Consider the following 12,693-nt stretch of genomic DNA (forward strand, 5'->3'; position numbering starts at 1 on the left):
ATTCGCTCACCCGATCACCGCGCCCGGGTCCCGCCGATCCGGGCGCGCGCGTTTTTGGAAGACAGTTCCCGCGATGAAAGAATTCGAAGCCACCATCACCGACCTCAGCCACGACGGCAAGGGTGTCACCCGCATCGACGGCAAGGCCGTGTTCGTCAGCGGCGCGCTGCTGGGCGAAGAGGTCAAGCTGCGCATCCGCAAGCGCCATCGTCATTACGACGAGGCGGAGGTGGTGGAGCTGGTCACCCGTTCGCCGCATCGCGTGGAACCGCGCTGCCGTCATTTCGGCCAGTGCGGCGGTTGCTCGTTGCAGCATCTGGATGCCGCTTCGCAGATCGAAGTGAAGCAGCGCGTGTTGAAGGACAACTTCGAGCGCATCGGCAAAGTGGAGCCGCAGCTGTGGCTGCCGCCGCTGACCGACGAACCCTGGGCCTATCGCCGCAAGGGTCGCCTGTCCGTGCGTTCGGTGGCGAAGAAGGGGCGCGTGCTGGTGGGTTTCCGCGAGGAAAGCAATCCGCGCTTCGTGGCCGACATCACCCAGTGCGAAGTCGTGCATCCGTCGCTCGGTCCGAAGATCGGCCTGCTGGCCGAACTGATCAGCGGCATGGATGCGGCAGCCGATATTCCGCAGATCGAATTCGCCGCTGGCGATGACGTAGTGGCGCTGGTGTTCCGCCACATGCAGCCGCTGAGTGAGCGCGACCAGGCGGCCCTGATCGAATTTGGCAAGCAGCATGGCTTTGCCATCTATCTGCAGCCGGGCGGTGTCACCAGTGTGCATCCGCTGTGGCCGGAAGCGCCGCGTCTTGCGTTCAATATTCCCAGTGGCGATGCCGCCATCGCCGATGTCGAGCTGGAATTTCGTCCGCTGGATTTCGTGCAGGTCAACGCCGGCATGAATCGCCGCATGATGGCGCGTGCGATGGAATTGCTCGATCCGCAACCGACCGACCGCGTGCTCGACCTGTTCTGCGGCCTGGGCAACTTCACCCTGCCCATTGGCCGGCGCGTGGCCGAGGTGGTGGGTGTGGAGGGCGAGCATGGCCTGGTGGAGCGCGCCGCTGAAAACGCAGCCCGCAACGGCATCGCCAACGCGCGCTTCGAAGTAGCCAACCTGTTCGAGGACCAGCGTCATGCGCACTGGGCCAAGCAGTCGTGGGACAAGCTGCTGCTCGATCCGCCGCGCGCGGGTGCCGATAAGGTGCTGGACTATCTCCCGCACAAGGAGACCCAGCGCATCGTCTACGTCTCCTGCCATCCGGGATCGTTGGCGCGCGATGCCGGCATCCTGGTGCAGAAGCACGGTTTTCGCTTGAGCGCGGCCGGCGTGATGGATATGTTCCCCCATACCGCACACGTGGAGTCCATCGCCTTGTTCGAGCGCTGAGGCCTTCACCGCTCCGTCACCTATTTCCCCCATCATCGGGTGCAGCATGGGCATCGAGATCGAACGCAAATTCCTCCTGGGCGACGACAGCTGGCGTGACGCCGTCATCGAAAGCGAGCGCATTGCCCAGGGTTATCTGGTCAGCGCGCAGGCGCTGCACGACGGCACGGCGCGGGCGTCGGTGCGCGTGCGTCGCACGGGTGAGCGGGCCTGGCTCAACATCAAGTCCGCCCAACTGGGCATCGAGCGTGCCGAGTTCGAATATCCGGTGCCGATCGCCGATGCCGAGCAGATGCTCGCCGAGTTGTGCGATGGCGTGCTGCAAAAGATCCGTCACCACGTCACCGTGGATGGCGTGCTGTTCGAGATCGACGAGTTCTTCGGCGAGAACGCGGGGTTGGTGGTGGCCGAGGTGGAATTGCCCAGCACGGATGCGTCGTTTCCGCGTCCGGTTTGGCTGGGCCGCGAAGTGAGTCATCTCGCGCGCTACTACAACGTCAACCTGATCGCTCACCCGTACGCGCGCTGGACGCCCGATGAGCGCCAGGCGGCCGGAGAGCCGACCTCATGTTGATGATCGGCCTGGCCGGCACGGCGTTGGCGGCATCGGAACATGCATGGCTCACGGCGCCGGGTGTATCCGGTGTGGTGTTGTTCTCGCGCAATTTCAGTTCACGAGACCAGTTGATCGCGTTGATCGAGGATATCCGCAGCGTCGGCGGCGACGATCTGCTGATCGCCGTGGATCAGGAAGGCGGCCCCGTACAGCGTTTTCGTGACGGCTTCACGCGGCTGCCGCCGTTGTCGGCGATCGGCGCCGTCTACGATCACGATGCGGAAGAAGCCATCCGCCTGGCCGAAGAACATGCTTGGGTGATGTCGAGCGAGTTGCGCGCCAGCGGCGTGGATTTCAGCTTTGCGCCGGTCGTGGATCTGGCGCGCGGCAATGCGGCCATCGGCTTGCGCGCCTTCCATGCCGATCCCGCGGTGGCGGCCGAACTTGGCCAGGCCTATGTGCGCGGCATGCATCTGGGCGGTATGGCCGCGGTGCTCAAACATTTTCCGGGTCACGGCTCGGTGGCGGTGGATACGCACAAAGCGACGGCGGTGGATACGCGCACGCTCGAGGTGATCCGTCGCGACGACCTGCTGCCCTTCGTGGAAGGCATGGCGGCGCACGCCGAAGCGGTGATGGTGGCGCATGTGATCTATCCCGAAGTCGACGCGCAGCCGGCAGGATTCTCCTCGCGCTGGATCAAGCAGATCCTGCGCAGCGAGCTGGGTTTCAACGGCGCGGTGATCAGCGACGACATCAGCATGGCGGCCGCGGGCGCTGCAGGCGGCGTCACCGGCCGCGTGCATGCGCACCTCGATGCCGGTTGCGATCTGGTGCTCGCCTGTTTTCCCGACGTGGTGGACGAAGCGATTGCCGCCGTGCGCGGCCGACCCGCTGCTGCGCCCGAACGCATCGCCGCCTTGCGCGGCGACGTGGCCTCCACCTGGGACGGCCTCAACGACAACCCACAGCGCGAACGTTTCATCGCGCGCATCGCGGCGTTACACGCCGTGGAAGGACAAGCTCAGGCATGACCACCTCCAACCCTTCGCTGGCCGCGGCACTCGCCGGGGCCGACCTGTTGTTCGATCGCGCGGCGCTGGAGTCGGTGATCGTCGACATGGGGCGCGACATCGATGCGGCACTCGATGGCGAACGCGCCGTGTTTCTCACGGTGATGAACGGCGCGCTGATCTTTGCGGGCCATCTCGCGCTGGCGATCCGCACGGATGTCGAGTTCGATTACGTGCACGCGACGCGTTATCGCGGCGCCACCTCGGGCAGCGAGCTGCATTGGCTGCGCGAGCCGGCCGTAGACCTCACCGATCGCGTGGTCCTGCTGGTCGACGACATCCTCGACGAAGGCCACACGTTGAAGGCGGTTCGCGACGACTGCCTGCGCCGCGGCGCACGACGCGTGCTGGTGGTGAGCCTGTGCACCAAGCAGCACGATCGCCTGGTTGATGGCATCAAGGCCGACTTCAACGGTGTCGAGCTGCCGGATCGCTATGTGTTCGGTTTCGGCATGGATTACCACGAGCAGGGTCGCAACCTGCCGGGCATCTACGCGCTCAAGTGAGATCCATGCAGGTTGGCCGTAACAACCTTGGAGCAGAGGCATGAACGTACTGGGGATTTCCGGCAGCCTGCGGCAGGCATCGTTCAATACCGCGTTGCTGCACGCGGCGCAGGAGCTTGCGCCGGCCGGGATGAACATCGTCATTCATCGCCTGCACGCGCTGCCGTTGTTCGACCAGGACGTGGAAGAGCAGGGCGATCCCGCTCCCGTGGCCGAGTTCAAGGATGCCATCGAGCGTGCCGACGGCCTGCTGTTCGCCTGTCCGGAATACAACGGCGGCATCACCGGCGTGCTGAAGAATGCGGTCGACTGGGCCTCGCGCCTGGGCAAGACCCGCAAGGTCGCGGCGCTCACCGGCAAGACCATCTGCATCATCGGAGCGAGCCCGGGCATCACCGGTACGGTACGGGCGCAAGACCAGCTTCGCCTGATCCTCCGCCGCGCGGGTGCGCGCAGCGAACCTCAGGGCGACGTGCTGGTGTTCCAGGCGCACACCAAGATCATCGAGGGGCGGCTGGCCGACGAGCGCACGCGGGAGGCGCTGGGTCGCCATCTCGCCGGCTTCGCCGAGCGGCTGGCGGCGACCGCGAAAGACTTCTGAACTTTAAATAGGAACGCATCGTGAGCATCGATCTGGCTGTCATCGGCGGCAGCGGCTTGTACAACTTCCCCGGGCTGGAAAATTCCTCGCGCCATCGCATCGATACGCCGTTCGGCGCCGCCTCGGGCGACGTGGTGACCGGCGATTTCGCCGGCCGCAAGCTGGCCTTCCTGGCGCGCCATGGCGAGAGCCACACGGTGCCGCCGCATCGGGTGAACTACCGCGCCAACCTGTGGGCGTTGCATTCGCTGGGCGCTCGCAAGGTGATCGGCGTCAACGCGGTGGGTGGGATTCGCGCCGACATGGGCCCCCGCGTGATCGTGGTGCCCGATCAGATCATCGACTACACCCATGGCCGCTACACGAGTTTTTGCGACGTGGAAGGTGCCGAGGTGCGCCATATCGATTTCAGCGAACCGTATACCGAGTCGCTGCGGCGCGAGCTGATCGATGCGGCTGCCAAGGCTGACATCGCTGTCATTGACGGCGGTTGCTACGGTGCCACGCAAGGGCCTCGCCTCGAAACCCGGGCGGAGATCGCCCGCATGAAGCGCGACGGGTGCGATCTGGTCGGCATGACGGGCATGCCCGAGGCCGTGCTTGCCCGCGAACTGGAGCTGCCCTATGCCTGTCTGGCGCTGGTGGCGAACTTCGCCGCCGGTTGCGGCGACGAGGCCGAAATCAGCATCGAGGAAATCTTCGCCCACCTGGCGGCAGCCACGGCCGAGGTGCCTCGGATTCTGGGTCATTTGCTTAAAAGCTGAGCAGCCGGTGGGGTTTTGATCGTGTCAAAGCTCCCCCTGTATTGCGCTTTGGCATAAAACATGTTGATACTTCCGTTGTGCCAGGGGCGGCGGACCAAGGGGTCAAGGTGGTTCAGCGCTTACCGTGGTGCATCCAGTCCATGATTCAGAGGTTCACGCAATGCGTTTCGGTACGGTCAAGTGGTTCAACGACGCCAAGGGTTTCGGCTTCATCGCGCCTGAGGACGGTGGGGAGGACGTGTTCGTCCACTTTTCGGCAATCAACTCCAAGGGCTTCCGTAGCCTGCAGGAAGGTCAGCGCGTGAAGTTCGAAGTCACCACGGGCCCGAAGGGCGCCCAGGCTTCGGGCGTCGAAATCGCCGGCTAATGTCGGCGAACCGGCGCCTGCGCCGGTCATCGATGTGAGGAAGCCCCGCGTCGCAAGGCGCGGGGCTTTCTTTTTTTTGTCTTTGGGGTGGAGATGCGATGACGGATCGTAGAGGGTTTCTCAAGGCTTCCGTGCTGGGGGCTTCGGCAGTGGCACTGGCCGGCGGCGCACATGCGTTGACCGGTGCGAGCGGGACGAACAAGGGCAACACCGGTGCGCGCGTGATCTCGACCTGGGATTTCGGCGTGGCCGCCAACCAGGCCGCGTGGGGCGTGCTGTCCAAGGGCGGCAACGCGCTGGATGCGGTCGAGGCGGGCGTGATGATTCCCGAGGCCGACCTCAAGAATCACAGCGTGGGTCGTGCCGGCTATCCGGACCGCGACGGCCATGTGTCGCTGGACGCCAGCATCATGGACGCCGATGGCAGCTGCGGCGCGGTGGCCGCGCTGGAGCACATCGCGCATCCGATCCAGGTGGCGCGCCGCGTGATGGAGCGCACGCCGCACGTCTTGCTGGTGGGCGATGGCGCCCTGCAGTTCGCGCTGGAGCAGGGCTTTCCCCGGGAAGAACTGCTGACGCCCGAATCCGAGGCGGCCTGGAAGGAGTGGCTGAAGACGGCGCACTACCAGCCGTCGGCCAACAGCGAGGTGCGCGACTACGGCAAGACCGGCATGCCGGGCGGCAAGGACAACCACGACACCATCGGCATGCTGGCCATCGATGCCAACGGCCGCCTGGCCGGTGCCTGCACCACCAGCGGCATGGCGTGGAAGATGCGCGGACGCGTGGGCGACAGCCCCATCATCGGTGCCGGCCTGTACGTCGACGGCGATGTCGGTGGGGCGACCTCGACCGGCGTGGGCGAGGAAGTGATCCGCAACGTCGGCAGCTTCCTGGTGGTGGAGTTGATGCGCCATGGCCGCTCGCCGCAGGACGCCTGCCGCGAGGCGGTGATGCGTATCGTCAAGCGTCGGCCTGCGGCGTCTAAGGATCTGCAGGTGGGCTTCCTCGCCATGAACAAGCATGGCGAAGTGGGCGCGTTCGCGATCCAGTCGGGCTTCTCCTATGCGGTCTGCGATGCGACCAAGCAGGACGGCCTGATCCCCTCCAAGAGCGTGTACTGATGGCAAGACGGCTGCTCGAGGTCGCTGCCAATTCGCTGGCATCCGCGCTGGCCGCGCAGGCGGGCGGCGCGGACCGGGTGGAGTTGTGCACCGGCCTGGAGCTGGGCGGGCTCACGCCGTCCATGGCGCAGATCGCCCAGGTGCGCGAGCGCCTGAGCATCCCGCTGTACGTGCTGATCCGCCCGCGTGCCGGCGACTTCCTCTACAACGACGACGAGCTGGACGTGATGCAGCACGACATCGAGACCTGCCTTTCGCTGGGTTGCGATGGCGTGGTGTTCGGCGTGCTCGATGCGGATGCGCGCGTCGATCTGGCGCGCTGCAAACCGCTGCTTTCGGCGGCGGGCGGCATGGGCGTGACCTTCCATCGCGCGTTCGACATGGCGCGCGATCTGCCTCGGGCGTTGGAAGATGTCGTGGCCCTGGGGGCGGAGCGCGTGCTTACCTCCGGTGGTGCGGTATCTGCGATCACCGGTGCCGATACGATCCACCAGCTGATCGAGCAGGCCGCTGGCCGCATCGTGGTGATGCCGGGTGCGGGCGTGCGGGCTACGAATATCGCTGGGCTCGCGCAGGCGACCGGCGCCTCGGAGATCCACGCCTCGGCCAAGGGCGTGCTGCCCTCGGGCATGCATTGGAGCAATCCGGCCTTGACCGACATGGCCTCGGGCGAGGTCCGCAGCGACGTGGACGAAGTGCATGCCCTGGTAGCCGCGCTCCACTCGCCAGCCTGATTCGCTGTCATTCAGGCCGATGGCGCCGTAAGCTCGACCCCGCATCCCCCATCTTCGAGAGAGTCCATGGCATGGACGAGCGGAGCGGCAGGCGAGGTGTTCGAGCGGCGCTGACCCTGGCGCTGGGCGTGCGGCCATGAGTGCGCCGCAGGAGGCCGCCGCCTCGGCGACGCTCGTCCTGCGCCGCTGGCCTCGTTTGCTGTCCACCGCCGCGGTCATCGTGGCCGCCACCATCTTTGGGCTGAGCTACAGCCTCTCCGCGCCGCTGATCGCCATGAGCCTGGCGGCAAGCGGGCATTCCGGCAGCTACATCGGCCTCAACGCGGCCATGCATGCATTGGGCGTGTTGTTGATCGCACCTGCCATGCCGACCCTCGCCGCACGCTTCGGCGCACGGACGCTGGCCGTGGCGGCCCTGGTGGTCACGGCCGTCGTGCTGGCGGCGTTCGCGCGGGTCACCGAGGTGACATGGTGGTTTCCGATGCGCGTGGTGCTGGGCATGGCGGCCGAAGTCTTGTTCGTGATGTCGGAAACCTGGACCAACGTGCTCAGCACGGAACAGGCGCGCGGTCGCACCATGGCCGTCTATACCGCCGCGTTGTCGCTGGGCATGGTGCTGGGGCCGGCCTTGCTTTCGGTGCTCGGCGTGGATGCGGGTGCCTATCTCGCTGGCGCGGCCATCGCGCTGGCCGCGGTGGCATTCATCCTGCCGCCCTGGGTGGTGGCTCCGCAGCGAAGTGTGCCCGAGCGGGCGCAGCCCCTGCGTTATATACGCCTGGCGCCGATTGCCCTGGCCACCACCGTATTGAACGCGGGCGTGGAGACCGCGGGACTTTCCTTCATCTCGTTGTATGCCACGCAACTGGGCTGGACCGAAGCGCGCGCCATGCAGCTGATCTCCGTGCTGATGCTTGGCGCCATCGTGTTGCAGTTGCCCATTGGCTGGCTGGCGGACAAGGTCGACAAGCGGCGCCTGGTGCTGGCGCTGGCCGCGATTTCGGCGGTAGCGGCGTTGTTCTGGCCGTTCGCATTGCGCGAAACCTGGCTGGCGTTCGCCGTGGTGTTCGTGTGGGGCGGACTGTTCGTCGGCATCTACACCGTGATGCTGGCGATGGTGGGCAGTCGTTTCCAGGGCAACGATCTGGTCGGCGTCTACGCAGTGATGGGGTTGGCCTGGGGCCTGGGCGCGCTGGTGGGGCCGACACTCGCGGGCGTGGCGATGGGCGTGAATGCGCTGTTCGGCTTGCCGGGGATCATTGCGCTGGGCTGCGCTGTATTCGCGGTGTTCCTTGCCAGGTCGCGCAGCGAAACTTGAGCGGCGCTGCGTCCGCAGGTGGTTCGAACGATGGAGTCGTCACATGGTGCAGTTGGGTTTGCTTCTGTTGGGCAGCGATTTCATCCGGCGGCGCTGGCTGATTCTGGCCATTGGTGGCATTGCCTGGGCGGCGTTGGGCGTGGCGATCTTCATCGACGCGCTGGACAACGTGCTGTATTTCCCGGTGCATGTGTTCGGCTATCTGCTGGTGGTGGAGGCGGTGGTGACGCTGGCGGTGTCGTCGCCCAGGCCTGGCACCTCGGCGGCGTTGCGCAAGGCGCGTGGCGTGGTGTTCCTGATTCTCGGCCTGTTGATCGTCGACCCGCATCATGCGGCGAGCGTGATCCTGGCGATGGCGTTTGGCCTCGCGTTTCTGGTCGACGGCATCTTTCGCATCGCGGCGGCGCTGGTGGTGCGCTTTCGCGGTTGGCGACTGTCGTTACTCACCGGTCTGCTCGAGGTGGGCTTTGCCGTTTTCATGGTCGAGCCCTATCCCACCTTCTACGCGGGCACGGTGCCGTATTGCATCGGCATGGGCCTGTTCCTCTCCGGTTGTGGCATGTTCCGGCAGGCCTGGCGACTGAAGAAACTGCCCGATCACGCCGTGCTTTCCTGGCTATTGATGCGCGACGTATCGGTCGCCGACGCAGGCTTCACGCCCGAACCGTTGGACGATGTCGCGGGCGATCTGGTGGTTTACGTATGGACGCCCACTGGCTCCGTCGAAGACGCCGTGCCGCAGCCGCTGGTAGATCGCTATATCGCGGCAGTGGATGCGAAGGGCGTGATCTCTACGGGGCACGCGGCGTTGGGATGTCCGCCCGGGGTGTATGTCAGTCATTATCCGGCGGTCGAAATCGATCGCTCCAGCGGCGACTTCACCCGCATGCTGCGCGCCACGGCCATCAACGACGTGCCCGGAAAATTCCAGCCCAGTTACGCGGAGGAATCGGCAGGTTGGTGCGAATCGAACGCCGAAGTGCGTTTCGACCGCTACGACCGCCAGCGCCTGCTGGCGTTTTGGAAGCGCTACCGCGAAGACACCACCTACAACCTCACCAATCGCAATTGCAGCAGCACCGTGGCGCATTGCCTGGAGGCTGCATTGGAAGGGGCGTCGGCAAAACGCGGCTTCCTGCGCACCATGATCAATCCGGAACTATGGGTGGCGGCGCAATTGCGCAAACGCGCCGAGGCGATGGCGTGGACGCCCGGATTTGTGCTCGATTACGCGCGCGCCCTCAAGGCTGCCATCCATCCCACGCCGCTGGGCTGGTACACGCTGGTCGCCTCGATCAAGCGCTTCTGGCGCTACGCGCGGATGATCCGTCGCGGCGAGCCGATGAGTGACTCGTCGTTGGGAGACAAGGCGAACACCCGCGCTGCGCGCAAGCGTTCGATTGAGTGAAACGAGGGGCCGTGCATCGGAAGAGCGCGCCACGGATTGCTCCGATGGTATGACTCATGCTCTTATGCCGCGAGCCTTCACACCACAGGATGTGATTCCATGTCGCTTGCCCGCTTGTTCTTGCCCGCAATTTTTTGCGTGAGCGCAGCTGGTTTGTCTGTTTCCGAGTCCGCGCATGCAGGCGAAGTAGTTGCACCGCAGGCCTGCGCCAAGACGAGTGCGGTGCGCGATATCAAGGATGCGGCGAAACGCATCGAATGTTTGGGTGCCTCGCGACGACTTTGGATCGTTGGCGAGATACACGGCACGCGCGAGACTCCACAGCTGGTGGAGGCGCTGGTCGATCAACAATCCGCAAAAGGGAACGTAACGCTGGCGTTGGAAATTCCAACGTTCGAACAGCCTGCACTCGATGCCTACCTGGTCTCCGCCGGTTCCGCGGCAGACAGAAACAAATGGCTCGAGACGACCTTTTGGAGCCGCATGCATGATGGTCGGAGCAGCCAGGCCATGCTGCAGCTCGTCGATCGCGTCAAAAGCTGGCGCGACCAGGGGCGTCATATCGAGATCGTTGCAGCAGGAGAGCCGGATTACGATGAGGCGGCGATCCAGAGGGCAGGTGGCGTGGCGCCGTACAAAGACAGCGGCATGGCATCGGAGATCAGGCAAGCCCTCGACCGGGGCGCGCCCGTCATTGCGCTGATGGGGAATTTCCACGCCGACTATAAGGACTTGAGCCCACTACCTCGTCCAACGGATACAGGACCGTCCGTGGTCGAGCGGCTGTCCGCTGCGTCACCGCTGCTCATCTGGGTCACTGCGGCGCAAGGGCAAGCCTGGGATTGCCAAGGAAATAACGACTGCGGCGCGAAGGGCTTCCGTGATGGCGGCGCCGCTATCGCACACCCTGAGGTAGATGCTGCGCCGCAGTCATCGGCGCAAGTGGCGGTCGTCAAGCTGAGACTTCCCGCATTTACTCCATCCGAGCCTGCGGTGAAGGCTCCAGAGTCGAACTGACGGACTCAAGCCGTGAACTGCAACCTCGCCAGCTCCGCATAGAGACCGCCTTCGGCCAGCAGGCTTTGATGCGTGCCCTGGGCCACGATGCGGCCGCCGTCCATCACCACGATGCGATCCGCGCGCTGCACGGTGGCCAGGCGGTGGGCGATGACAATGGTGGTGCGTCCTTTTTCGAGACGCTCCAGCGCCTGCTGGATGGCGGCTTCGGATTGGGCATCGAGCGCGGACGTCGCTTCGTCCAACAGCAGTAGCGGCGCATCGCGCAGAATGGCGCGGGCGATGGCGATGCGCTGGCGTTGGCCGCCGGACAGACGCACGCCGCGCTCGCCGAGTTCCTCGCCGTAGCCTTTGCTCATCGCCATGATGAAGTCGTTCGCTTCGGCGGCGCGGGCGGCATCGCGCACTTCCTCCTCGTCGGCATCCTGGCGGCCGAAGCGGATGTTGTCGGCCGCGCTGCCGCCGAAGATCACCGTTTCCTGCGGTACCAGCGCGATGGCGCCGCGCAACTCGGGCAGGGCGAGTGCGCGCAGGTCGATGCCGTCGAGCGTGATACGTCCCGTCTGCGGATCGTAGAAGCGCAGCAGCAAGGCGAACACGGTGCTCTTGCCCGCGCCCGAGGGCCCGACCAGCGCCACGGTTTCGCCGGGGCGAATGCTCAGGTCGAAGTCGTGCAGCGCGGGCGCGTAAGGTCGGGACGGGTAATGGAACTGGATGTGTTCGAAGCGCAACGCGCCTTCCATCGGGCGGGGCAGGTGCGTGGGCTGCGCCGGGCTGGTGATCTCGGCGCGCTCCTCGAACAGTTCGCCGATGCGCTCCATGGCACCGGCCGCACGCAGCACGTCGCCCCATACTTCGGAAAGGCCGGCGAGCGAGCCGGCCGCCAGGAAAGCGTAGATCACGAACTGGGTGAGCACGCCGACGTCGAGCGTGCCGGCCAGCACATCGCGTGCGCCCGCCCACAGCACCAGCGCAATGGCGCCGAAGAACAGCACGATCACGGTGGCGGTGAGGATCGAGCGCATGCCGATGCGGCTGCGTGCGGTGGCCAGCGCGCGTGCGATGGCGCCGCCGTAACGCGCGCTTTCGATGTCTTCGCGCGCATAGGCTTTCACTGCCGGCGCGGCGTTGAGCGTTTCGTTGGCGATGGCGGCGGCATCGGCAAGACGATCCTGGCTGGCGCGCGAAAGCTTCTGCACGCGGCGGCCGAACACCAGGATCGGCAGCATCACCGCGGGAATCACCAAGGCGGTCAGGCCGGCCAGGCGCGGACTGGTGAACACCATCATGGCGGTGGCGCCCAGCAGCATCACGGCACTGCGCAGTGCCACCGAAATGCCCGAACCGATCAAGGCCTGGATCACTTCGGTATCGGTACCCAGGCGTGAAATGAGTTCGCCCACGCGGCTGCGTTCGAAGAAGCCCACGTCGAGCCGGATCACATGCGCATAAAGATCCGAGCGCAGCGAAGCCAGCGAGCGCTCGCCCAGCAGCGCGATGCAGTAGTAGCGGGCGGCAGTGGCGAAGGCCAGCACCAGGGCCACGCCGAACAGGCCCAGGAAGGTGGCGTTGATGGTGGCCAGGCTGGAATTGCCAAAGCCCTGGTCGATCATGTGGCGTACGGCGATGGGCAGCACCAGGGTGGCGCTCGAGGAGATCGCCAGGAAGACCAGCCAGCCCACGGCGAGTTTGCGATGCGGTCGCACGAAAGGCCACAGCCGCAGCAGGCTGCCAAGGCGGCGCGAGGGGCGCTGGGTGTCGGCGGTATCGCTCATGGGTTCTCGTCGTCGGCATCCGCGCCGGTTGGCGCATGGGGTCTAAGGTGGGGCGGTTCGTGCCCG

13 protein-coding genes are annotated in these 12,693 nt (G+C 65.6%); 12 read left to right on the forward strand and 1 reads right to left on the reverse strand.

Annotated elements, in window-relative coordinates; genetic code table 11:
- Window positions 1-73 precede the first annotated feature (73 nt).
- From rlmD to ISP20_RS09130, 12 genes are all read left to right on the forward strand, one after another.
- Entirely contained in the window at window positions 74-1,387 is a 1,314-nt protein-coding gene (gene rlmD, locus ISP20_RS09075; protein WP_204635703.1) for a 23S rRNA (uracil(1939)-C(5))-methyltransferase RlmD, read from the forward strand.
- 46 nt (window positions 1,388-1,433) lie between these two features.
- Window positions 1,434-1,961 carry a CYTH domain-containing protein gene (locus ISP20_RS09080; protein ID WP_204635704.1) on the forward strand — a complete coding sequence of 176 codons (528 nt, stop codon included), beginning with the start codon at window positions 1,434-1,436 and terminating at the stop codon, window positions 1,959-1,961.
- Window positions 1,955-2,977, forward strand: coding sequence for a beta-N-acetylhexosaminidase (nagZ, locus tag ISP20_RS09085; protein WP_204635705.1), 1,023 nt, complete (start codon window positions 1,955-1,957; stop codon window positions 2,975-2,977). Before ISP20_RS09080 ends, nagZ begins: the two co-directional genes overlap by 7 nt.
- Window positions 2,974-3,522 carry a hypoxanthine-guanine phosphoribosyltransferase gene (locus tag ISP20_RS09090; protein ID WP_204635706.1) on the forward strand — a complete coding sequence of 183 codons (549 nt, stop codon included), beginning with the start codon at window positions 2,974-2,976 and terminating at the stop codon, window positions 3,520-3,522. Before nagZ ends, ISP20_RS09090 begins: the two co-directional genes overlap by 4 nt.
- 40 nt (window positions 3,523-3,562) lie before the next feature.
- Entirely contained in the window at window positions 3,563-4,123 is a 561-nt protein-coding gene (locus ISP20_RS09095) for an NADPH-dependent FMN reductase (protein WP_204635707.1), read from the forward strand.
- Window positions 4,124-4,143: 20 nt separating this feature from the next.
- Window positions 4,144-4,887, forward strand: coding sequence for an S-methyl-5'-thioinosine phosphorylase (locus ISP20_RS09100; RefSeq protein ID WP_204635708.1), 744 nt, complete (start codon window positions 4,144-4,146; stop codon window positions 4,885-4,887).
- Window positions 4,888-5,047: 160 nt separating this feature from the next.
- On the forward strand, window positions 5,048-5,254 hold the full coding sequence (locus ISP20_RS09105) for a cold-shock protein (RefSeq protein WP_026633225.1): 207 nt from the start codon (window positions 5,048-5,050) through the stop codon (window positions 5,252-5,254).
- A 98-nt stretch (window positions 5,255-5,352) separates the two neighbouring features.
- Entirely contained in the window at window positions 5,353-6,378 is a 1,026-nt protein-coding gene (locus tag ISP20_RS09110; RefSeq protein ID WP_204635709.1) for a glycosylasparaginase, read from the forward strand.
- Window positions 6,378-7,112: a copper homeostasis protein CutC gene (locus ISP20_RS09115; RefSeq protein ID WP_204635710.1), complete on the forward strand. Its 735-nt coding sequence runs from the start codon at window positions 6,378-6,380 to the stop codon at window positions 7,110-7,112. The genes ISP20_RS09110 and ISP20_RS09115 overlap by 1 nt, the downstream gene beginning before the upstream one ends.
- A gap of 136 nt (window positions 7,113-7,248) precedes the next feature.
- Window positions 7,249-8,427, forward strand: a complete 1,179-nt coding sequence (locus tag ISP20_RS09120) for an MFS transporter (RefSeq protein ID WP_204635711.1) — start codon at window positions 7,249-7,251, stop codon at window positions 8,425-8,427.
- A 43-nt stretch (window positions 8,428-8,470) separates the two neighbouring features.
- On the forward strand, window positions 8,471-9,835 hold the full coding sequence (locus ISP20_RS09125; RefSeq protein ID WP_204635712.1) for an HdeD family acid-resistance protein: 1,365 nt from the start codon (window positions 8,471-8,473) through the stop codon (window positions 9,833-9,835).
- A 99-nt stretch (window positions 9,836-9,934) separates the two neighbouring features.
- Complete coding sequence (locus tag ISP20_RS09130; protein ID WP_204635713.1) at window positions 9,935-10,852, forward strand: TraB/GumN family protein; 918 nt, start codon at window positions 9,935-9,937, stop codon at window positions 10,850-10,852.
- A 5-nt stretch (window positions 10,853-10,857) separates the two neighbouring features.
- On the opposite strand, the gene ISP20_RS09135 is transcribed toward ISP20_RS09130, so the two are convergent.
- Complete coding sequence (locus ISP20_RS09135; RefSeq protein ID WP_204635714.1) at window positions 10,858-12,627, reverse strand: ABC transporter transmembrane domain-containing protein; 1,770 nt, start codon at window positions 12,625-12,627, stop codon at window positions 10,858-10,860.
- Window positions 12,628-12,693: the final 66 nt, after the last annotated feature.

This window comes from Dyella kyungheensis (genome assembly GCF_016905005.1).
In the GTDB taxonomy this organism is placed as follows: Bacteria; Pseudomonadota; Gammaproteobacteria; order Xanthomonadales; family Rhodanobacteraceae; genus Dyella; species Dyella kyungheensis.